The organism is Paenibacillus silagei (assembly GCF_017874735.1).
Taxonomy (GTDB): domain Bacteria; phylum Bacillota; class Bacilli; order Paenibacillales; family Paenibacillaceae; genus Paenibacillus_AQ; species Paenibacillus_AQ silagei.
This window is the reverse complement of record NZ_JAGGLV010000007.1, coordinates 177,628-199,475: the sequence shown is the minus strand read 5'-3', so window position 1 is coordinate 199,475 and position 21,848 is coordinate 177,628. Positions and strand designations below refer to the sequence as shown.

Below are 21,848 nucleotides of genomic sequence, written 5' to 3'. Positions count from 1 at the left end.
TTCTTCATTCCGTGCCCGCACTTCTCGCTGAATGCCAGGCCTCCAGAATAGAGACCGGCGCTTTGCTGCTGGCAGAACCGCTGCCTTCCTTCGTCCACAGCGGCGGGTAATAGCCCATCACTTGGCCCGGTTCAAGCTGCTGGATCTCCTCTTCCCAGCCCACCCAGCGGAATGTTTCGTAGAACAGATCCAGGTCCCCTTCTGCCAGCCAGCCGATGAAGCCCGAATAGGTTAATTCTGTCGTCTCCCATTCCTGAGCATCGGGAGCATAATAATAGATATGACCCGTCTGCCCGAACCGACCCGTATCCAGGCCGAAGAAGCCGCCGGCCGCATCATAGGCCACAATTAGTATTCCCGGCAGGGAAGGAATATTGTCCGCTGTAGACAGGCCATTCCATGAGGTCAGGCTTCCGAAGATGCCTTCGGCTCCCGCGCCAAGCAGCGTAATCCAACCATGCTCGAACACGATTCCCCCTGTCTCGTAGGCTATCGCTCCAAGATAGGATCTCGTGCTCACTTGCAGACGGACCAGTGTCTGCGCGGCTGCATCCGGTTCTGCGGCCTCCAGCCGGTAGGTATGCGGCCCTTGGCTCAGCAGCTCCCTGATCTCTTCCCAGGCATGGTTCTCCACATCTACTAAATCTGCTACAGATAATAAGTGCATATGCTTACGCCTCTCTCTCAATGCTTTATGCTGTTTCCAATATTTATATATACCCTGTTCAGGGGGAACTGCAATCCTGAATTGACCAGAGGTTTATTAACATTCCACCGCATATAGCTCGCATAATATGTGAGGTTCATAGAATTTCTTAATGACTATGCCAAAAATAATTGATTGGCAAATTGATGTCAGGTTTTATAGAATTCTTTTAAATTCTAATTAATACGGGATAGCCCGAATTACAATCAGACAGGGAGTGCTTGCCAAAGTGTCCATCGTTCCTACACTAACGTCAGAAGTATCCAATGAGGCTGTGCAGTACGTGCAGCGGATCTATGCAGAGGTCCAGAAGCGCGACCCGCATGAGCCGGAATTTCACCAGGCTGTCCAGGAATTCCTGGAGAGCATCACCCCCGTTCTGACCCGCCACCCGCAGTATATGAAGCACGGGATTCTCGAGCGGCTGGTTGAGCCTGAGCGCAGCATCTCCTTCCGTGTCCCTTGGGTGGACGATGCAGGTAATACCCAGGTTAACCGTGCCTTCCGCATTCAATTCAACAGTGCCATCGGTCCCTACAAAGGCGGCCTGCGCTTCCATCCTTCCGTCTATCTCGGAATTATCAAGTTTCTGGGCTTCGAGCAGATTTTCAAAAACTCGCTGACCGGCCTGCCCATGGGCGGCGGCAAGGGCGGCAGCGACTTCGATCCCAAGGATAAATCGGATCAGGAGGTAATGCGCTTCACCCAGAGCTTCATGACGGAATTGTACCGCCACATTGGACAGGATACAGATGTTCCTGCGGGGGATATCGGTGTAGGCGCGCGCGAGATCGGCTATATGTTCGGCCAATACAAACGGATTCACGGCGGGCATGCTGCCGGTGTTCTTACCGGAAAAGGCCTGCTCTATGGCGGCAGTCTGGCGCGCAAGGAAGCTACCGGCTATGGCTGTGTATACTTCGTACAAGAGATGCTGTCATCGAACGGAGCAAGCTTCAAGGACAGCAAGGTGGTCATCTCCGGTTCCGGGAACGTCTCCATCTATGCTATCGAGAAAGCTCAACAGCTGGGAGCCCACGTGATTGCCTGCAGTGATTCGAACGGTTACATTCATGATCCTCAGGGCATCAATCTGGCTACCGTCAAAAGACTGAAGGAAACAGAGCGCCTGCGCATCAGCGAATATGTGAAGGAGCACCCGCATGCCGAGTATGTTGAGGGCTGTAGCGGAATCTGGAGCCTGCCTTGCGACATCGCTCTGCCGTGTGCCACGCAGAACGAGCTGGATTTGGAATCCGCCCGGACGCTGATTCTGAACGGAGTTAAGGCCATCGGTGAAGGTGCCAATATGCCGACCACTCTCCAAGCGGTGGAGCTGTTCCTGGAGAACCAGGTGCTGTTTGCTCCTGCCAAGGCCGCCAATGCCGGCGGCGTAGCGGTCTCGGGCCTGGAGATGAGCCAGAACAGCATGCGTCTGTCCTGGACCTTCGAAGAGGTGGACGAGAAGCTGCAAGTCATTATGAAAAATATCTACAGCAGCACCGTTCAGGCAGCAGAGGATTACGGCGTCGCCGGTAACCTGGTTGCCGGCGCCAACATCGCCGGGTTCCTGAAGGTTGCCGATACCATGCTGGCGCAGGGTATCGTGTAACCTGTTATAGACTAATTGATACAAGAAGAGGTGTCCCTGAGCCATTCGGCTGGGGACACCTCTTCTTTAGGTTAAGGCATAGGTAACTGATCATTTAAGCTCGCACCCGGCGGATTCAGGTGCACTTGTGCTCTTCATTCGCTCCTATAGCTGACTTCCGGCGAATTCAGGGGCACTAATGCTCCTCATTTGCTCATACGGCTGACTTCCGGCGAATTCAGGGGCACTAATGCTCTTCATTTGCTCATATAGCTGACTTCCGGCTAATTCAGGGGCACTAATGCTCCTCATTCGCTCCTATAGCTGACTTCAGGCAAATTCAGGGGCACTAATGCTCCTCATTATTCTCGCTCAGCCGTACTCGGCCTCACCAACGGGATTTATCCCGCTCATTGTAGCCTACAGCAGCTCGCGCCGCAGTTCTTCTGCCGATCTTGGGGACAGGTGGCCGAGCGGAATGTCGAATACCGTCTTGGCTCCTGTCTGGCCTTCCTGCTTCAGACGCACAGCAGCACGGGCATAGGCAGCCAGGACGCTGGCGGTGAATTCCGGGTTGCTGTCCAGCTTCAGCCCGAATTCGGCGATCTGCTTGCTTCCGCCTCCGGTCACTCCGCTGCGGATGACGAAGCCGCCATGCGGCATCCCTGAATGTCCAGCAGCAAGCTCCTCGTCCGTAATGAATTGAACCGTTGTGTCGTAATCGGCGAAATAGTTCGGCATCTCCACAATCGTCCGGGTAATGGCATCGCGGTCAGCTCCTGCTTCAGCCACTACGTAGCATTCCCGGCGGTGCTTCTCGCGGGTGGACAGCTGCGGGGTCTCGCCTCCGCGAATGCTGTCAATAACCTCCTGGACTGGCACGGTATATTGCACGCCTGCCTTGACACCTGGAACCCGGCGGATCGCATCCGAATGCCCCTGGCTGACTCCTGTACCCCAGAACGTATAATCTTCGCCTACCGGCAGGATGGACTGCATCAGCAGCCGGTTCATAGAGAACATGCCCGGGTCCCAGCCGGTGGAGATCACACTTACGCTGCCGCCTTCGCGGGCAGACTTGTCCACCGCAGCGAAGAAATCAGGGATTTTGGCATGAGTGTCAAAGCTGTCCACCGTATTGAATAACCGGGCCAGCTGCGGAGTCTGCTCCGGCAGATCTGTTGCGGAACCGCCGCACAGAATCATTACATCAATCTTGCCTATGTACTGCTCGGCGGCTGAGATGTGCTCGGTGCGCGTTCCTGTGATGTCTGCCAGCTGCTGCGGATCTCTGCGGGTGAATATGGCTACCAGCTCCATATCGGAGTTCTGTTCAATGGCCTGCTGTACCCCTTTACCCAAATTTCCGTATCCGACGATGCCTACTCTAATGGTTGATGTCATGTCTGTAATATCCTCCCTTGCCGGTTAACCCGGAGATATGAATCCTTCAAAAGTTAAGTATATATACATTACACGAAATGTAAATATTAAGTTGTACAGCCGCTATGTCTCCGAAAAAAAGATCAACATGCTCCAAAGAGCCTATTGATCCCTTTATCATTCCGCCTTAGTTGAGCATTCATGCGAATAGCCCGGCTTATTGTCCCGTTCCCAGAAAGCTCTCCACAATGAATTTCAGCTGTGCTTCCAGAGAGATCGGGTCATTATAATACGAGCCCTTCTCATCAATGAAGTAGACACGATTATTCTTCACAGCCGGGAGTGACTTCCAGACCTTGCTGCCGTACACAACATTCGCATCCCCGTCATCCCAGCCCCAGTTGCTGGTGAAAATATAGTCTCCCGCATACTCCGGCAGCAGCTCAAGCGACAAGTTCCCGCCGAAGCCTTCCCCGTCAATCAAAGTGGTCCGGATAATCTCCGGTGCCTTAAGGCCGAGGTCCCCGTACAGAATCTCACCGCCTCTTCCTCCCTTGTTGCCCCAGGCATAGATGCCCTTCGCATAAGGCTGGAGAATCGATACTGTCTGGTCACCGACAACTTCAGTAATCTTCGGCTTCACTTCAGCAATTCTATCGTTCCACCCGTCAATCCACTGCTGTGCCTCCGCCTCTTTGCCGGTAATCTTGCCGAATTCCAGAAGCAGATCCTGCGGAGTGCCCCCGCCGTATTTCAGCCGGACCACCGGAGCGATCTGGACAAGCTGCTCATACTGGGCTTCTTCGATATAGTCAAAAGTCAGAATCAGATCCGGGTCCAGCTTGAGAATAGCCTCAGCATTCGGATCCGCCCCGATATTCACGATATCATCCAACTGACCTGCATGGAACGGATTCTTCAAGGAGTCATCCGAAGCTGCGACCGGCTTCACACCGAGCACCAGCAGATTGCCGATTGCACTGCCTGTCAGATCAATAATCCGCTGCGGATTTACCGGAATGGTAACCTCCCCCTTACCGTCAGTATATATTTTCGTTGCTGCAGCCGTATTGCCTGCATTGGAGCCCGGAGCCACCGTTTCTCCCCCCGGAATGGCTGTACTCACGGATTGTTCCGCATTAGTGCCTGCCGCAGCGTTATTCGCCGATGTCCCTGCACCAGCCCCCGAACATGCGCTTAGCAGCAAGGTTACACACAACAATAAAACCGCTGTAGCCATAGATGCTGTCTTCGTTCCCCGTATCACCGGTAATCCCCCTTTTCGCTGTAAATGATAATAGTTCTCACTACTTTGGATACTATAGCACTTGGAATTATGAGCTACAAGGGCAGTTATCGGATGGGCAACAGGCGATTCTTGTACAAGCAGATGGGCGTCCATGTTCTTTCTGAATTGTACCGGCGGGCAACCATACTGCTTCTTAAAATTCCGGCTGAAGGTATGGGCATCGGGATAGCCTGTCCGTTCCGCGATCTCCTGTACGGTATATCCGCTATACAGCAGATCATGCGCAGCTCTCTGCATGCGGATCTGTGTCAGTATACGGATGGGCCCTGCCTGCATCCGGCTTTTGAACAGCTTGCTCAGGTAGCTTACGCTGCAATCAAATTGATCAGCCAGAGTATCCAGTGTGATCTGCTCCCTGTAATGCTCCCGCATGAACCGCAGAGCCTGGACCAGCAGGTCCGGCTGAACCGGAACAAGGCCTTGCCGCTTCATCTGAAGCAGCACTTCATGGACAAATTGAAGAAACAGCGATCTCACATAGAGATGCTGCAGCGGATCTGCGGTTAGCCACTCTGTATACATCTGCTCAAGCCGGTCCAGCAAGGGATGCGTGTAAGCGGGACTGAAGCTGTATTGAAGCCTGGCCGGATTCTCCTGCTCCAGCAGCCTTATCACTCTACTGGACTGGGACAGCATCAGTACTGCCTTGTACAGCACCAGGAAGTATTCGAAGGCCTCATCCGCATGCACCGCAAGAGCGGCTCCCCGCCCGCCATGCACGAGCTGATTACGTCTCAAGGTAGTCTGTAGCTCATCCAGCTGCACTTGCGCCTGCCCCTGCGTAGCATACAGGAAAGCACTCGAAGGCAGCTGGTAATATGGAAGCGTCGAGCCTGCCGGAAGTCTCCCTCTGCGGATATCCATAATTCTGACCGATGCATGATTCCACCACTGTATATGTTCGTTCAGCTTCATCTTTATTCCCCGTTTATCTGTTATTCCGCTGCATCCTTTGCCGGTTACCCCTATTATAATTGATAACCATTCTCATTAATAGCCCGCATTATAGCCCACTCCATAGACTAAATCCCCGCATACATTAACCTAGTCAAAGTCATTTCCATGTATGCCAATATTAGCTCAAAAGGAGCTGGAAACCAGTGAACTCAGCAACGAAGCTTACCGGACGCGTCATCTACAAAGGTGATCCGGGTTATGAGGCCGCACGCAAAAATTGGGACCCGCATACCGACCGATTCCCCAAAGTATTCGTGTTCGCCCAGAAGACGCAGGATGTAGCCCATGCTATTAAATGGGCCAACGAGCACCGGATTCCCATCCGGCCCAGAGGCGGCAGACATGCGCTGGAGGTCAATCTGTCCCAGGTGAACGGCGGAATCGTCATTGATGTCAGTGAAATGAACAGCATCAAGCTAAACAAAAAAACGGGGACAGCCGTCGTCGGAGCCGGAAATACAGTGGGGAGAATCGCCCATACGCTTGCCCGGAAGGGGTATATGGCGCCTTTCGGGGACAGTCCTACCGTGGGAATCGGCGGCATTACACTGGGCGGCGGCATCGGCCCGCTTCAGCGTACCCTTGGGCTCGTCAGCGATAATCTGGTGGAGCTTGAAATGGTCGATGCCAAGGGCAGAATTGTTATTGCGAATAAGAAAAATAATGCCGATCTGCTCTGGGCTTCCCGTGGCGGCGGCGGAGGCAATTTCGGCGTGTGCACCCGTTACAAATTCAAAGTACGACCGGCTCCTGCCACAGCAACGGTATTCCGCATCACCTGGCCCTGGGGCCAGTTCGAGAAGGTCCTGAACACCTGGCAGCGCTGGGCTCCCGCCGTGAATACCAGACTGGGCAGCGAATTATCCATCGGTCCCAAAAAAGGCGGAAATGTCAGCATGCTGGGACTATTCCTCGGATCTAAGGCTGAGGCTGTCCGCCTCTTGAAGCCTATTACAAGTGTAGGAACCCCTACGATCCAAACGATCCGTTCCCTGCCTTATCCGCAAGTGGTCAGCTTCTTGTTAGCTCCCGATCCGGTACAGACTCAGCGCTTCAGCAACCAGTTCTCCAGCGCCTTCGCAAGGAAACCGTTCCCGGATCAGGCATTCAAGCCGATGCGTGAGTTCCTGGAGAAGGTGGAGGGGAAAGACGCCGGGTTCTTTTTCCTCAACTGGGGTGGGGCTGTAAGCCGTAAATCTCCTAAATCTACTGCCTTCTACTGGCGAAAGGCCAAATTCTACGTGGAGTGGAACAGCTCATGGATCAAGAAATCGGATGCCGCCAAAAATATATTCTACGTCCGCAACACCCGCCGCAAGCTGCAGCCGTTCATCGTGGGAAGCTACATCAACGTGCCTGACCAGGGCATCAAGCATTCCGGCCCGGTCTATTATGGAACGAACTATGCCAGATTACGCAGAGTCAAGGCGAAATATGATCCCGGGAATGTGTTCAACAATCCGCAGAGTATCCCGCCAGCCCGCATCAAGAGCTGAGTTCGAATAAAAACGAGCAGGAGGCGTTTGCCGACCCTGCTCGTTTTGTTGAAGCTATGCTATGCTTGGCTTACTGGCCTGAGTTCGCCAGGAATTCATCAATCTGACGCTGAACCTCTGCGATGATGGTGTCGATACCGGCTGCCTTAACCTGCTGCTGGAGCTTGGCCAGACCCGCGTTTACATCCTTCACCGTACCGTATTCCAGCGGAATGCCGTATTGCAGCATGACATTGCCGACATTGGCCACTTCGGTCTTCACCTTGCTGTTGTCGAAGACGAAGGTCTCCAGCGGATAGTGATACACTTCACCTTCCCATTTGTCAGTCAGGGCGTTCGCTTCATCCGGGAAGGAAGCATTATCCCGGTTCAGCGGGGAGTTGAAGCCCCAGTTGGAGAAGCCGGTGTAGTTGGCATTCTTCTCGGCGTTCGTGAATTTATCTTCGCCGACCGGATTATAATGAACCGCCGTGATGCCGTTCATGATCAGATCATGCAGTTCCTTATCGTTCTGGAGCAGATCAATCATCATCAGTGCACGTTCCGGCTGCTTGGAGGTGGAGTGAATCGCTACGCCGTTCTGCGTAGAGACGGCAACGGATTTTTTCTTATCCGGGTTAATATCGGCCAGAGCCAGCTCATACGGGGAGTTCTTCTCCCGCATATCGGTCATCAAGGCGCCAAGCGTACCCAGATTGTGGGTGATGGAGGCTGCCTTGCCGGCCTTGAATTCCTGCTGATGATCCAGCTTGCTGTTCAGTGCGCTCTTCGACCAGGCATTATTCTCGGCCAGATCTTTATAATAGTAGACAAGCTCCTTGAATTCAGGAGTCTCATATAAGTTGAATACCTTGCCGGCCGGATCATCCAGCTTAAAGCCCATCGGCAGATCGAGGTCGAACAGATTCCATTCGTTCTGCTGCTTGAGCAGGATCCGGTCCAGATTATGCAGCTTCCAGTCTCCGGTCTCCGGTACGAATGGGGTAACCCCCTTCTCTTTACCGGATATTGTCTTGAGATAGTTGGCGTACGCCTCCGGGCTGTTGATCTCCGGCAGATTATATTTTTTGCGCAGGTCTTCGCGGTACAGAATCAGCTTCTCCACGGTTTCGCCACGGTTCTGAGGCACCATATACAGCTTGCCGTTCACCTTCGCCTGGCCCCAAGCTACCTCAGGCATCGCCTTCCAGGTCATCGGTGCATATTTCTCCAGCATCTCGTTCGTCAGCTCCAGGAACCCGCCTTTGAGTGCCTGGTCGTTATAGCCTGCCCAGTTGGCGGCGTAGATCAGATCGAAGTCCTCGTTAGCCGCCAGCTTAAGCGGATATTTCTGCGCCCAGTCGGACCAGTCCAGGAATTCGGCTTCTAGTGTAGCGTTTATTTTCTCCTTGAGCTTCTTATTGATCTCCCCAAATACCTGATCGTAATCAACCGGCTTCGGACCTACGAAGATCATCTTCAAGGTAACAGGCTGGGATGTATCCGCAGTGCCGGAATCTGCGGCGGGCTGATTGGTTCCGGCAGCTTCCGTTGCTGCAGCTGAGGCTTTCGGCTCCGCTGCGTTCCCTCCGGCATTGCCGTTGCCGCCTCCGCACGCGCTTAGCAGAGAGATCATCAGGATACTGGACATCAGTGTCATTGCTTTTTTCTTATTCACTAGAATTTCCCCCCAGCTATATGTGTGTAATCGCTTACAAGAACAGTATAATAAAAAATCCTCGCCCCGCTAATATAGGCATTCAACGATATTGCATACTTTTGCAACGACTTTTAGAGCGGTATAACATAATATTCCTGTAAGGAGCCTAGAGTAAAAAAAGACCCCGGGCAACATCCGCCCGGGTCTGTATTCACATCAGCTTCTTAATCTCATCTAGCGGCAATTCAACCGCCTTGGATACTACCTCGGGAGAAAATCCGTGGAGCAGCAGCTTACGAATCGTCTCTGCCTGGCCTTCTTCTTTGCCTTCCGCTTTGCCTTTCTCAATACCTTTTTCCATACCTTCCGCAATCCCCTCTTCGTAACCCCAACGCTTCCAAGCTGGCATGAGTTCCATAATTACTTCTCCCTCCTCCGAGTAGTCATCGATTAATTCTCTTAGAATTTCCTCATCCTGTGCCCGGTCCGGCTTGAAGTACAGATCCGCTACTGACATGATCAGCGCCAATCGGCCCTGATCCAGCCGCGCTCTCAGCTTCATGAACATCCTCAGGAATTCCCGGCGCACTTCTCTCGCTTCTCTTGTAGTATACCCCATCTTCGCCAATAACGCAGCAGCCACCGCATTATCTGAATCGATGAACCGCCGCCAATTCTGCTTGCGCAGCTCCACCTTAAGAAACTGGAAGCGTAGAATGGAATGCTCGGGGATGGACATTTCCAGCGTGTCCTGCTCCTCCCTAACCTCATCTGACGTAAAGATCGCAATAGGGATGATCAGCTTATGATCTTTGCGGTAGCGCTCAAAAAGACGGCTGAAGTAGATAAACATTCTTTCGCGAAATTCATGATCCTTGTACGATTGCGGCTCCAGGTGAATCAGAATGTAACCGTCCAGCCCTTTGTAGCGGGTCTCCAGCAGCAGATCCAGCTCCCGCGCCTCCTCGCCGACAATATCCACCAGCAATTCCTGCATCAGAAACCGGGTCTCACTATAGTCGAGCATAGCGCCCAGCTCAGGAAAGAACAAATCAATGAATTCCTGATAAAAAGTTTCCAGCAGCTTTTTAAAAGCCTCATCATGCGGTATAGAAATCTCTATCGCCTCCCGGGTCAAGTGTCGGACTTCTCGCATGTAATTATATTCCATAATTCAGTGATTGTATATAATAAAAGGAACATACATTCGCATCGAGATGTGCTAATCGTCATGCTTTCATTCTCCAACCTCTCCCTAATACAACAAAAAGACGGCACCATCTGATCAGCCGGGTGAGGCTGAATCAGAGAGTGCCGCCTCTAAGGCAACACAGATGATAGTAATCTGCTGCTTATTTCTCCAGGAATCCGGTAGACGGATTGGTGATGAAGAAGCCTTCCTGCGGTACATAGAAATACTGAATCCAGACGCCGTCGAGCAGCGGTTCGCGGGTATCCAGCAGAATCTCGATATCCTTATCTGTAGCGACCACTTCATCGTGCTCAGTAGGTGTATCCAGCGCTACATCATAGTGTCCGTGATCTCCGTGATTCTGGGTGATGACCACGCGGATTTTCTTGCCTTCCGCTTCCGGGCTGTTCAGCATATCTTTTAGAACTTTAGCTGCATTGCGGTTAATTTTTACTTTCATCCTTTGGCGACCTCTATTCTGCTTAGTAGTATGAAATCAGAAATTGATTATAACATATTATAAGGTGCTATAGATAATTTAGTGGTTATTCCGGTGAGCAGACTACAGATCACCACTTCAGCCAAGTGGAAACGGCTTTGCCGTCCTTTTATAGTACGGCAGCGTTTCAGCGGGAAATAAAAAGCTGCCCCAATCAGCCATATTTCACGGCTTGCGGGACAGCTTCTCATATGTGTACTTCTATTATGAAGCGTTCTGGTTCGACAGGGCGGCTAACACTTCATTCGTGACATCCTTGCCGCCCTTGAAGTTGGTGACGAATGCGCCGATGGAATAGATCGGCCCCCAGGGAATCCCCCACCAGCCCACTAGGAACGTCAGCAGGGTGTACTTCAATCCTTTTTTGACGGAGCCCTCGCCCGCCTTGATGAAGTAGATGCCCGAGCTGCGTCTGAACGTCATCAGGACAACAGAGAAGCAATACGTGTAGATCACGAATTTGCCGCCTTGCTGAATCTGGCTCATTATATTGCCGCCGTCCATGTTCTCGATCCCTTTTATGATCATAGGAAATCCCCTTTAATGGTTGTTAATAATCATATACCGTAGGGATGGCGGACTGAAACAGCAGACAGATATTTGTAAAAGTGAGCTGACGGCAGACGCGGATTACTCCAGCTCAGCTCCGTTACTGGCGATTACCCGTTGATACCAGAAAAAGCTGTCTTTGCGGGACCGGTCCAGAGTACCCTTGCCTTCGTTATCCTTATCCACATAGATGAAGCCGTATCGCTTCTTCATCTCTCCGGTGCCTGCACTGACCAGATCGATGCAGCCCCAGGAGGTGTATCCGATCAAATCCACGCCATCAGCCAGCGCCTCACCCATCGCCCGGACATGCTCCCGCAGATAGTCGATCCGGTAATTATCCTTGATTGAACCGTCTGCTTCTACGGTATCCACTGCGCCAAGCCCATTCTCCACCACCATCATCGGCAGTCCGTAACGGTTGTAGATATTATTCAGGGACCACCGCAGGCCTTGCGGGTCAATCTGCCATTCCCACGCGCTTGCCTGCAGATACGGGTTCTTCAGACCCAGCGACATATTGCCGCCAATCGACTCCTGATCCGGAGCTGCGCTTACGCAGGTGGATGAATAGTAGCTGAAGGTGTAGAAGTCCACACAGCCCTCTTTAAGAATCTGCCCGTCGCCTTCCTCCATCTGCAGCTCAATTTGCTTCTCCTGGAAGTATCGCAGCGCGAAGCCCGGATAAGCGCCTCTCACCTGAACATCGGAGCAGAGGAAATTACTCAGATTATCCTTTTGCTGGGCCAGCAGCACATCCTCGGGATTACAGGTCAGCGGGTAAGAGCACATGTAGGCAATCATACAGCCGATCTGAAAATCCTTATGAATCTCATGTCCCAGCTTCACGGCTCTGGCACTGGCGATGAACTGGTGATGGAGCGCTTGGTATCTTAGCTGCTCATTGTCGGTTTGCACAGACGCAGTCAACTCAGCATTTCCCTCCGGTTTCATCGCCCCGGCCATGAATGTCCCGAACGGCATCGTGAGAATGTTGATCTCATTGAAGGTCAGCCAATACTTCACGCTGTGCTTGTAGCGGTTAAAGATCACCTCACAGTAACGGACATAGAAATCGATCGTTCTGCGGTCCGCCCATCCGTTATAAGCTTCAGCCAGATGGTAAGGCGCTTCATAGTGCGAGATCGTCACCAGCGGTTCGATCCCGTGCTTGGCAAGCTCGGCAAACACCCGGTCATAGAACTGCAGCCCTTCTTCACTTGGCATGGCATCATCCCCGTTCGGGAAAATCCTCGACCAGGCGATGGACATGCGGAACACCTTGAAGCCCATCTCGGCGAACAGCGCGATATCCTCTTCGTACCGGTGATAGAAATCAACCGCTTCATGACTCGGATAATTAGCCCCGGCTTCCAGCACCGGAGTAATTCTCCGGGAGACCGTATGCGTTCCTGCGGTCATGACATCTGCTGTGCTTAACCCCTTGCCTCCGGCATCGAACCCGCCTTCGAGCTGATTCGCAGCCGTTGCCCCGCCCCACAGGAAATTTGCCGGAAAACTTCTGTTGTTCACACTTACATTCACGTTCTTATTCATATTCGTTCCTCCTGAGATTGAATTAGGATACCGTTTAGATCATGACAGTCAGCAGATTCTCCCGGTAATCGATGCTCTTCTGGTCCGTCTCAATAACATCGAGATACTCACCGGAATTGGAGATGATCACAGGCGTGGTCAGCGTATAGCCCGCCTCTCTGATCGCGGCAACGTCGAACTCCATGAGCAGCTGGCCTTTGGTGACGGTATCTCCTTGCTTGGCCCGGGGGGTGAAGTGTTTGCCTTTCAATTTGACCGTGTCCTTCCCGACATGAATCAGAATATCGACCCCGTTATCACTGGTAATGCCAATCGCATGGCCGGAGGCGAATAAGGTGGTCAGTACCCCGTCAACGGGAGAGTACACCTTGCCTTCCAGCGGTTCAATCGCTATACCTTTGCCCATTGCGCCTGTAGAGAAGGCTTCGTCCGTAAGCTCCGACAAGGCTCTAATCTGGCCCTTCAGCGGACTTCCCACCGTCTCCTGCTTCACCAAAACGCTCCGGGCAGTCCCGCCGCTCTTGCTGTCCACTGCTTCCTCATCCTTGAACCCGGAGAAGAAGACAAGAATGAACCCGAGAATGAAGCTGATCACAATGGCGGCAATCGCGCCGTAGAAGCCTTTATCCATCCCTTCCGGACTGATGTAGCTTGGGATACCGAAGATCCCCAGACCGCCGAGAATATAGCCTTTGGTGCCCATCAGACCAACAATACCGCCGCCGACCGCCGCCGCGACACAGCTTAAGATGAACGGCTTCTTGCGCGGCAGCGTAATCCCGTAAATGGCAGGCTCCGTAACTCCGAAGATCCCTGAGATAATAGCCGGAATCGACAATGACTTCAGCTTGGCATTCTTGGTGCGCAGCATAATCGCCAGCACAGCACCGGTCTGGGCAAACGAAGCGCCGAAGGAAGCCGCCAGAATCGGATCGGATTTCAGTACAGCCATGTTATTGAGGGCAATCGGCACCAGACCCCAGTGAAGCCCGAAGATCACAAAGACCTGCCAGAACGCGCCTACCAGCAGCCCCTCAATAACCGGACTAAGGTTGTAGAGGAACAAGGTTCCCTGCCCCAGCAGCTGTCCGGCCCAGGTGGAGATCGGTCCGATTGCAATCAGCGCCAGCGGAACGGTGACCAGCAGGGTGAAGAACGGGACGAGGAAGGTACGCACCACGCTCGGCGTCACTTTTCGGAAGAAGGCTTCCAGCTTGGAGCCAATATAAGTCGAGATGATGATCGGAATAACGCTGGAGGTATAGGACATCAGGATGACCGGAATCCCCAGGAAGGTAATGTACACAGGCGATTCAAAGATCGTTCCGCTAAAAAGCGTGTACAGCGGTTCGCCCGCCGCCGTGATCGTGCCGAAGGACGGGTACACCAGCGTAGCGCCTATCGCCATCCCGATAAAGATGTTGGCTCCGAATTTCTTAGCCGAGGTATACCCCAGGAAGATCGGGAAGAAATAGAACAGGCAATCCCCAAGCGCATTCAGAATCTGGTAGGTCCCCGACTCCTTGGTGAGGAGTCCAACAGTTAGAAACAGGGCGGTGAAGCCCTTGATCATCCCGGTCGCTGCCAGTACACCAAGGGTCGGCGAGAATACGCCGGAGATCATGTCGATGAAGCTGTTGAACAGACCCATTTTCTCGCCGGAGGCTGTCTCTGATCCGCCTTCCTGCAATCCTCCCGCTGTCATCACCTGGGCATAGACCTCAGACACATGATTGCCGATCACGACCTGATACTGGCCGCCGCTCTGAATTACCGTTACAATTCCGTCCATGTTCTTCAGCACATCTGTATTGGCCACCGCCTCATTCTTCAGCTTGAAGCGCAGACGGGTCACGCAATGGCTGAGTCCGTTGATATTCTCCTTGCCGCCGACATGCTTGATAATATCCTTGGCTAGTGCCTCATATTTCATAGTAAATCCTCCCGTTTCCTGATGAATGATAAGCAAAAGGCGAAACCATCCCGGCAGCTTCCTGCCTGATTTGGTTTCGCCTGCATGACCAGTAACAATCCAAGTGGTTTTATTCAGTTTGTCTTTGCGTTACCCGCTGAATGTGAATCGTCAGATACAGGATTTCTTCATCCAGGAGCTTCAGGTCCAGATACTTCTCAATTTTGAGCACACAGTGATGCGCCTTCCTGTATTTCATCCTCACCTGCTTGAGCAGAAAATCGTCCACGGACTCCTCAGACTCCTGCTTGCGCGAGCGCTGGAAGAAATAACGCAAATGGGTGATGAACCGTTCGTAGCTGACGGTATGCTCATCAATTTCGTTGTTATAGGAATACTTTACAATATTGAGGATGTCATCAATCTGCTGGGTCTGCCTGGTAAGATCTGCAATCTTGTTGCCCGAGCTGTTCATTTGCGCGTTGATCAGGTGGAGTGCAATGTTCCCAGCTTCATCCTCCGGCAGGCGGATACGCGTATCCTGCTCAATCATCCCCATAGCATGATGTCCGATGGCATACTCCCTCGGATAACAGCGCTGAATCTCCCAGAGAAGCGGATTGTCATTATGGATGCCCTGCTCATGAAGCCTCAGCGCATGAGTCAAATGATCCGTCAAGGTCACATAGATATAATCGCTCAGCCGGGCCTTCAGCGTCTGCTTCGCATACTCGATAATGTCATAGCTTAAGGCTACATATTCGGCGGGGGCATCCGCCATTAAGGCCTTGAATTTCTCGGACGCGTCATTTCGCTTCAGTACAAATGTCTTCTCGATCAGAGAGACATCCACCGGATCGCCCGGGCTCTTCTTGAAGCCGATGCCGCGTCCCATAACAACCAATTCATCCTTACCTGAATCCTTGGCAATAATGGCATTGTTATTGAAAATCTTCTCGATAATCAACCAAGCTGCCCTCCTTTACCCCGAATTTCATTTGGCATTGCTTACAGGATGTTAGACGGGTCAAGGTTCCTTGCAGCGTCCCGCAGGGTCCTTAACATAAAGAAAGGCAAAACCCAAAACACGTGACCATGTTTTGGGTTTTGCCTTTGCAGTAACAATCCCAAATTCAGAATAGCACTGAATTTCACTTTTGGCAACAAAAATGTTTGCGCTTACAAATGACATAGTGAAAAGCACCAAACGAGAAAACATTACCATTTCCCTTAGTTAGTAAGAAGGATTACAAGAACATTAAGTCGAACAAGTAAAATATGGCAGTCATATTCTTAGGAGGTAATATCAATGAAATATGATTTTAACAAGGATTGGCTTTCAAAAAAGTTTGATGAGATAAGTACACGTCTAATTAAAGCCCTGCAACAACTCAATGATGAACAAGTAAATTGGAGACCTGATAACACAAGTAACAGCATCTCGACATTAATAAAACATGTTGAAGGTAACATTCATGAAAGAATTTTAAAGGGAATTTTACATCAAGACGTTCATAGAAATCGTGATGAGGAGCTCAAACCAACGTATATTACCAGGTCCGAACTGGAACAGATCATCCAAGCTAAGTTTGAATTGATCATTGCCACGGTAAAAAACATTACCGATGAAGAGTTAGAGCAAACACAATGGGTCAGGAGTCGTGAAAGAACAAATCTGGATATGTTGCATCAATGTGCCGCACATTACTCGGAGCATACGGGGCAGATCATTTATATCGCAAAACAAATTTTACAAGAAAGTTACAAGTCAACATCCATATAGTTCCACAGACAAAGACAACAATGCTAACTGTAAAAGGAGTGCTCCCCTATTCACTGGGAACACTCCTCTTCTTCTATCCTCCTGAGCTCAGACCGATGATGAACTCACGCTCTGAGCATTTCCCCACCGCAGCTTATACAGCTCCGGCAATACCACACCCAGCAACACCAGCACCACTCCGGTCCATTGCAGAAGACTTACATGCTCTTGCAATACGAACGAGGACATTAAGACAGCCACAGGCAGTTCGACGGCGCCCAGAATACCGGCCATCCCTCCGCCGATATGCGGAACCCCGATGGCGAACAGCAGCGGCGGGATAAAGGCGCCGAACAAGCCCAGCAGGAAGCCGAACAGCAGCAGCGGTCCCCATAGCATACCGTTAAACAGGAAGGTCGGCGGGAACAGGATACACAGCAGGACTAGGCCGCCAGTGACCATCCAGGCGCTCCGGTAGGCCGGATGGGCCGAAGGAACGGCTTTGCCGCTGAAGATAATGAACATCGAATAGCTGACTGCCGATAATAATCCCAGCAGCAGCCCCAGCAGGTTAAACTCGGCAGCTCCCTGATTCAGAATACCTGCGGCCAGCAGGGTTCCGCCGAACAGCAGGATCAGCGTCAGCACCGTGATTTTGTCTGGGCGCTGACGTTTGCTTACCGCCTGAATCAGTACACTGATCCAGGTGAACTGGAACAGCAGGATAATCGCCAGCGAAGCCGGAATATACCGGAGCGACTGGTAGTACAGCAGACCCGTAACCACGGTTGGCGCACCGGCCATCATCAAGAACAGTCTATGCTTCCAGGTCAGCCGGGCGGGAAGCGCCTTGGCGGGTGCTGTAACGTTCGCTGTGCTGCGCGGCTTGCGGTTCGCTCTGAGCTTGGTATATAACGCAAGCAGCCAGGCGAGAATACAGCCGGTTAAGAGCTGAGTGCCGACCACCTCTCCCAGCTTGTAACCTTGCCCGTAAGCCAATACAACAATCGTTGATAAAATGCCGTAGCTCATAGCGCCTACAAGTACGGAGATTAAATATTTCATATCTTTCATGTCTGTTATGCCTCCTGAATCTTCTGATCTGAATGTTGCTGCGTCAAGGTCAAGGACCGCAGAGACGCAAAAAATCCTAACTCCGGGACAGGGACCGCTGGTTCATGGTCCTTATCATCGTAGTTAGGAAGAGTAGGCTTCCTGTAGAAACCCTCGCCCTGTGATATCTGAATGGCTGCGAGGTTATACGAGAACAATATAGAGTTATGAAATTATTGCCTGGTTGACGACTCTTTGTATGTTACACGCCAAGTGAGCTGACGTCAACCTATATTTCTTTTAAATTTGAAATTCACCGTACGTAGACCTCTTTTTAATCAATTCTCCAGCCAATGAACAATAACAAACACAGCCCCCCCTCTCCCAAATTATGATAAAATATAACTCAATTCAGCAGTTCATTCGAAAGGAGCCTTACATATGGTGAAGACCCGTCCTCAATCCGGCGCGATCGTAAAAATTTGAAACATTGACAAGTTTCGATACGTAGCAGTCTGTAATAGCCTTCATTCCAACCCATTTCATGTGATTCAAGCTGCTATCCCCAAATATACTACTACGGAGGAGGTGTAGATCCTGAACAGATCCGGGCCCGTTAAGCTATTCGGCATGATTGCCGGAGTTGTCATCTTAAATGTCATTGTTCTATCTCCCGGCCTGCTAGGTGTCGAGATCGGCGGAAGCCCGCTGGAAACGGCATCGGCAGTAACCCTGCTAATCATCAGTCTACTGGTCGTCCTATACGGCAGTTACACCTTGCTCTTCAAACCCCCGGCTGCCAAGCCCGTCAGCGTGCAATTAGAGACGCGGGAGGATTACATTGCAGGCCTCGGCCGTCACCGGAATGTGAAGGTGCTGAAGGATGATATCTCCCTCGCCCTGGACCAGATGGAGCGGATTGAGAAGAAGAAGACCGCACTGCTCCAGGTGCTGGGCCGCAGGTTCGATCCGGCTGAGCTCAGCTTCCGCAAGTTTCATTCCGTCATTATGGAGGTTGAGAAGCTCTTCTACCTGAATATCCGGGGGCTTCTGAACAAGCTTAGTGTATTCGATGCCGCGGAGTTCGCCAAATTCAGCGCCGATAACGCGTCAAGCCGGTTCTCCAGTTCCCTGATTCAGAAGAAAACCGCCCTATACAACGAATATCTCTCCTATGTCAAAGGCTGCCTCGGGGCCAATGAGGAAATTCTGTTGAAGCTGGATCAGCTGCTGCTGGAGATTACCGAGCTGGGCAGCGCAGATTATAGCAATGTGGAAGAAATGCCATGCATGCAGGAATTGACCGCCCTGATCGGGCAGACGAAACTCTATCAGTAAGGAAAGGGAGATGAACCTATGAGGAAAGGCAAAACACTGTTCATACTCGGCATTATCGCCGCATCCGTCTTCGCACTTGTCTATTTCGGCATTACCTTAACGTCCAATCTGGGCAAATCCAAGACAGAAATCTCTGCCGAAGACGCCGACAAAAGACTCAACCGCATCTATAAGGATATCAACGTGACCAGTGCTGAGCCTGTAAAAGGGCAGATCGATCTTGATCCGGCATCCATCGGCGATTCGTTGCCCGATATCTCCAAGTTCCCCATCTCCATTGAGAGCACCACGGATAGCTTCGTCGAGATTTTCTCCTCCACGGAGAAGTCAGGAACAGGCAATGACGGCTGGCTGAATGAGGTCGCCGCAGACTTCAACGCTGCCGGTATTACAATAGACGGCAAACCCGCCTCAGTCAAAATCCGCAACATCGCTTCCGGCACAGCCGCTGATTATATCCGGTCCGGCAAATATGTGCCTGACGCCTTCACTCCCTCTAATGAGCTATGGGGCGAGATGGTCAAGGCCGGCGGCGTGCAGGCCGAGCTGGTTACGAAGCGTCTGACCGGCAACGTGGCCGGAGTGGTAATGAGCAAGCAGAAATACGATCAGCTGGTCGACAAATACGGCTCGATCAACGTCAAGACAATTACCGATGCCATTGCGGCTAATGAGCTGGCGATGGGGTACACCGATCCTTTTGCCAGCTCAACGGGGCTGAACTTCCTGGTCACCGCACTGAGTACCTTCGACAGTACGGATCTGCTGGGAGACAAGGCCGTTCAAGGCTTCGAGAAGTTCCAGGCCAACGTGCCCTTCATCGCCTCCACCACCCTCCAAATGCGGGAAGCCGCCAAATCCGGCATGCTGGATGCCTTCGTCCTTGAGTATCAGACCTTCGTCAATGCGAAGGATTTGACCAGCGGTTATGTGTTCACCCCGTTCGGGGTAAGACATGACAGCCCGCTGTATGCACTCGGGCAGCTGCCGCCGGAGAAGCTGGCGATCATCAAGAAGTTCGGCGAATTCGTCCAGCAGGATAAGTACCAGAAGACGGCTGCGGACAAGGGCTTCAACGGCCTGACGGACTATGTCTCCGAGCTGGCACCGGTTGACGGCTCCATTCTCTCCTCGGCCCAGAAGCTCTGGAAGGAGAAAAAGAACGGCAGCAAGCCGATTGCGGCAGTATTCGTAGCCGATGTCTCAGGCAGCATGGCCGGCGAGCCGCTGAACCGTCTCAAGGAGTCCCTGCTGAAGGGCCAGAAATTCCTCGGCAAGGACAACAGCATCGGCTTCGTCTCCTATTCCAGTGATGTGACCATCAATCTGCCCATCGGCAAATATGACACCAATCAGCAGTCCATGTTCGTAGGAGCGATTAACAGCCTTCAGCCTGTGGGCGGCACGGCTACCTTCGACGGGTTGGTGGTTGCGATGAAGATGCTGAAGGATGAGCTGGCGGTGAACCCGGATATGAAGCCCCTGATCTTCGTGCTTAGCGACGGGGAGACCAACGAAGGCCATTCCCTGGATGATATCCGGGGCCTGATCGAGACTTACAAGATTCCGGTATACACCATTGGATATAACGCCAATATCAAGGCACTGGAGAGCATCTCCAGCATCAACGAGGCGGCCAATATCAACGCTGACACAGAGGATGTAGTATACAAAATCGGAAACCTGCTCAACGTGCAAATGTAGACTTTATATTCTGAAGGAGGGTTCATATGTCATTCACCATGGAAATTCCCAGCCCCGAGAAGCTGAAATCGGTCATCGAGGAGCAGGTCCAGCCGGAGCCGGAGGAAGTCACCCAGCTTAAGGAGCAGGCGATCAATAATGTCTCCAGCATTCTGGAGCTGGACTTCGAGTCTCTGGAGAAACGCAAGGCCGTGCTGCAGTCGATTGACAGCTTCGGGATGGGCACCATGCGCTCCTCGTCGGAGAAGAACTCCCTGCTTCAGGTATCGGTGGGCAATCTGTCCAAGACCGGGGATGAAGGCGGCCAGGTCGCCAAGGGATTAACCGAGCTGCACCAGCAGCTCAAGGATCTGGACCCCAGCGCGGTCGATTTTGCCAAAAGCGGGTTCCTCGGCAAGTTTTTTCACCCCCTGCGTAATTATTTCGCCAAATATCAAAAGGCCGATGCTGTCATCTCAGATATTATCCTATCTCTGGATAAAGGCAAAGCCGTGCTGAAGAATGACAATACGACACTGGAGATTGAACAGCAGACCCTGCGGGAGCTGACCAAGCGCCTTAAGAAGGAGATTCAGCTCGGCATCCTGATGGACGAGGAGATCGAGAAGCAGATTGAAGCGGCCAAGCAGCGCGGTGAAGATGAGGATAAGGTGCGGTTCATCACGGAGGAAGTGCTGTTCCCGCTGCGCCAGCGGGTCATGGATCTGCAGCAGATGCTCGTGGTTAATCAACAGGGAATTATGGCCATTGAGGTTGTTATCCGCAACAACAAGGAACTGATCCGTGGAGTCGACAGAGCACGGAATGTCACGGTATCTGCGCTCAAAATTTCGGTTACAGTAGCCAGCGCTTTGTACAACCAGAAGATCGTGCTCCAAAAAATCGAGCTGCTGAACCAGACCACCGACAATCTGATCAGCGGCACCTCCAGAATGCTTAAGGAGCAGGGTGCTGCCATTCATAAGCAATCGCTTGAAACCAGTATTTCGGTCGATACGCTGAAGCAGGCCTTCACAGACGTTCTCTCTGCCCTGGATTCAATCAGCACCTACAAGCAGGAGGCGCTCCCCAAGATGCAGGAGACCATTACCCAGTTCCGGGAGCTGGCAGATAACGGGGAACAGCAGATTCAGCGGCTAGAAAAGGGCAATACGCTCGGGCTGTAGTATCACTGCCCATATTTAACGCAAAACAGAGCATG

17 protein-coding genes are annotated in these 21,848 nt (G+C 52.0%); 6 read left to right on the top strand and 11 right to left on the bottom strand.

Features of this window, described 5'->3' with window-relative positions; translation table 11 throughout:
* Nucleotides 1-4 precede the first annotated feature (4 nt).
* Entirely contained in the window at nt 5-667 is a 663-nt protein-coding gene (locus J2Z70_RS12900; RefSeq protein ID WP_209873378.1) for a DUF2625 family protein, read from the bottom strand.
* A 274-nt stretch (nt 668-941) separates the two neighbouring features.
* Here J2Z70_RS12900 and gdhA point away from each other — a divergent pair, with 274 nt between their 5' ends.
* Complete coding sequence (gene gdhA / locus J2Z70_RS12895) at nt 942-2,318, top strand: NADP-specific glutamate dehydrogenase (protein WP_209873599.1); 1,377 nt, start codon at nt 942-944, stop codon at nt 2,316-2,318.
* Between the two features lie 399 nt (nt 2,319-2,717).
* Here gdhA and J2Z70_RS12890 read toward each other — a convergent pair whose 3' ends face one another.
* Nucleotides 2,718-3,701: a diaminopimelate dehydrogenase gene (locus tag J2Z70_RS12890; protein WP_209873375.1), complete on the bottom strand. Its 984-nt coding sequence runs from the start codon at nt 3,699-3,701 to the stop codon at nt 2,718-2,720.
* A gap of 196 nt (nt 3,702-3,897) precedes the next feature.
* A complete protein-coding gene (locus J2Z70_RS12885; protein ID WP_209873372.1) occupies nt 3,898-5,904 on the bottom strand; it encodes an AraC family transcriptional regulator in 2,007 nt (668 codons plus the stop codon).
* Between the two features lie 185 nt (nt 5,905-6,089).
* Here J2Z70_RS12885 and J2Z70_RS12880 point away from each other — a divergent pair, with 185 nt between their 5' ends.
* Complete coding sequence (locus tag J2Z70_RS12880) at nt 6,090-7,442, top strand: FAD-binding oxidoreductase (RefSeq protein ID WP_209873369.1); 1,353 nt, start codon at nt 6,090-6,092, stop codon at nt 7,440-7,442.
* A gap of 70 nt (nt 7,443-7,512) precedes the next feature.
* On the opposite strand, the gene J2Z70_RS12875 is transcribed toward J2Z70_RS12880, so the two are convergent.
* The 7 genes from J2Z70_RS12875 to licT form a co-directional block, all read right to left on the bottom strand.
* On the bottom strand, nt 7,513-9,099 hold the full coding sequence (locus J2Z70_RS12875; RefSeq protein ID WP_342593010.1) for an ABC transporter substrate-binding protein: 1,587 nt from the start codon (nt 9,097-9,099) through the stop codon (nt 7,513-7,515).
* 193 nt (nt 9,100-9,292) lie between these two features.
* Nucleotides 9,293-10,237 (bottom strand): Rpn family recombination-promoting nuclease/putative transposase, encoded by a 945-nt coding sequence (locus J2Z70_RS12870; RefSeq protein ID WP_209873367.1) that lies wholly within the window; start codon nt 10,235-10,237, stop codon nt 9,293-9,295.
* A gap of 196 nt (nt 10,238-10,433) precedes the next feature.
* Nucleotides 10,434-10,733: a heme biosynthesis protein HemY gene (locus J2Z70_RS12865; RefSeq protein WP_036729071.1), complete on the bottom strand. Its 300-nt coding sequence runs from the start codon at nt 10,731-10,733 to the stop codon at nt 10,434-10,436.
* 243 nt (nt 10,734-10,976) lie between these two features.
* A complete protein-coding gene (locus J2Z70_RS12860; RefSeq protein ID WP_209873364.1) occupies nt 10,977-11,300 on the bottom strand; it encodes a hypothetical protein in 324 nt (107 codons plus the stop codon).
* Nucleotides 11,301-11,402: 102 nt separating this feature from the next.
* Complete coding sequence (locus J2Z70_RS12855) at nt 11,403-12,878, bottom strand: 6-phospho-beta-glucosidase (protein WP_209873363.1); 1,476 nt, start codon at nt 12,876-12,878, stop codon at nt 11,403-11,405.
* A gap of 34 nt (nt 12,879-12,912) precedes the next feature.
* Complete coding sequence (locus tag J2Z70_RS12850; protein ID WP_209873360.1) at nt 12,913-14,811, bottom strand: beta-glucoside-specific PTS transporter subunit IIABC; 1,899 nt, start codon at nt 14,809-14,811, stop codon at nt 12,913-12,915.
* A 109-nt stretch (nt 14,812-14,920) separates the two neighbouring features.
* On the bottom strand, nt 14,921-15,757 hold the full coding sequence (gene licT, locus J2Z70_RS12845) for a BglG family transcription antiterminator LicT (RefSeq protein WP_209873358.1): 837 nt from the start codon (nt 15,755-15,757) through the stop codon (nt 14,921-14,923).
* A 342-nt stretch (nt 15,758-16,099) separates the two neighbouring features.
* Between licT and J2Z70_RS12840 the strand changes: the two genes are divergently transcribed.
* Nucleotides 16,100-16,573 (top strand): DUF1572 family protein, encoded by a 474-nt coding sequence (locus J2Z70_RS12840; protein ID WP_209873355.1) that lies wholly within the window; start codon nt 16,100-16,102, stop codon nt 16,571-16,573.
* 87 nt (nt 16,574-16,660) lie between these two features.
* Here the strand turns inward: J2Z70_RS12840 and J2Z70_RS12835 are convergent, their stop codons facing one another.
* Nucleotides 16,661-17,617, bottom strand: a complete 957-nt coding sequence (locus tag J2Z70_RS12835; protein ID WP_209873595.1) for an EamA family transporter — start codon at nt 17,615-17,617, stop codon at nt 16,661-16,663.
* Nucleotides 17,618-18,235: 618 nt separating this feature from the next.
* On the opposite strand from J2Z70_RS12835, the gene J2Z70_RS12830 reads away from it, so the two are divergent.
* From J2Z70_RS12830 to J2Z70_RS12820, 3 genes are read left to right on the top strand one after another with little or no spacing between them, the layout of a single operon-like run.
* On the top strand, nt 18,236-18,943 hold the full coding sequence (locus J2Z70_RS12830; RefSeq protein ID WP_209873353.1) for a hypothetical protein: 708 nt from the start codon (nt 18,236-18,238) through the stop codon (nt 18,941-18,943).
* 18 nt (nt 18,944-18,961) lie between these two features.
* Nucleotides 18,962-20,647, top strand: a complete 1,686-nt coding sequence (locus tag J2Z70_RS12825; RefSeq protein WP_209873351.1) for a vWA domain-containing protein — start codon at nt 18,962-18,964, stop codon at nt 20,645-20,647.
* 26 nt (nt 20,648-20,673) lie between these two features.
* Entirely contained in the window at nt 20,674-21,813 is a 1,140-nt protein-coding gene (locus J2Z70_RS12820) for a toxic anion resistance protein (RefSeq protein ID WP_209873349.1), read from the top strand.
* Nucleotides 21,814-21,848 lie beyond the last annotated feature (35 nt).

Coding starts and splice junctions, on each gene's coding strand:
- J2Z70_RS12900 (WP_209873378.1), bottom strand. CDS start 667: ATGCACTTATTATCTGTAGCAGATTTAGTAGATGTGGAGAACCATGCC.
- J2Z70_RS12890 (WP_209873375.1), bottom strand. CDS start 3,701: ATGACATCAACCATTAGAGTAGGCATCGTCGGATACGGAAATTTGGGT.
- J2Z70_RS12885 (WP_209873372.1), bottom strand. CDS start 5,904: ATGAAGCTGAACGAACATATACAGTGGTGGAATCATGCATCGGTCAGA.
- J2Z70_RS12870 (WP_209873367.1), bottom strand. CDS start 10,237: ATGCGAGAAGTCCGACACTTGACCCGGGAGGCGATAGAGATTTCTATA.
- J2Z70_RS12865 (WP_036729071.1), bottom strand. CDS start 10,733: ATGAAAGTAAAAATTAACCGCAATGCAGCTAAAGTTCTAAAAGATATG.
- J2Z70_RS12860 (WP_209873364.1), bottom strand. CDS start 11,300: ATGATCATAAAAGGGATCGAGAACATGGACGGCGGCAATATAATGAGC.
- J2Z70_RS12855 (WP_209873363.1), bottom strand. CDS start 12,878: ATGAATAAGAACGTGAATGTAAGTGTGAACAACAGAAGTTTTCCGGCA.
- J2Z70_RS12850 (WP_209873360.1), bottom strand. CDS start 14,811: ATGAAATATGAGGCACTAGCCAAGGATATTATCAAGCATGTCGGCGGC.
- J2Z70_RS12840 (WP_209873355.1), top strand. CDS start 16,100: ATGAAATATGATTTTAACAAGGATTGGCTTTCAAAAAAGTTTGATGAG.
- J2Z70_RS12835 (WP_209873595.1), bottom strand. CDS start 17,617: ATGAAATATTTAATCTCCGTACTTGTAGGCGCTATGAGCTACGGCATT.
- J2Z70_RS12830 (WP_209873353.1), top strand. CDS start 18,236: ATGATTGCCGGAGTTGTCATCTTAAATGTCATTGTTCTATCTCCCGGC.
- J2Z70_RS12825 (WP_209873351.1), top strand. CDS start 18,962: ATGAGGAAAGGCAAAACACTGTTCATACTCGGCATTATCGCCGCATCC.
- J2Z70_RS12820 (WP_209873349.1), top strand. CDS start 20,674: ATGTCATTCACCATGGAAATTCCCAGCCCCGAGAAGCTGAAATCGGTC.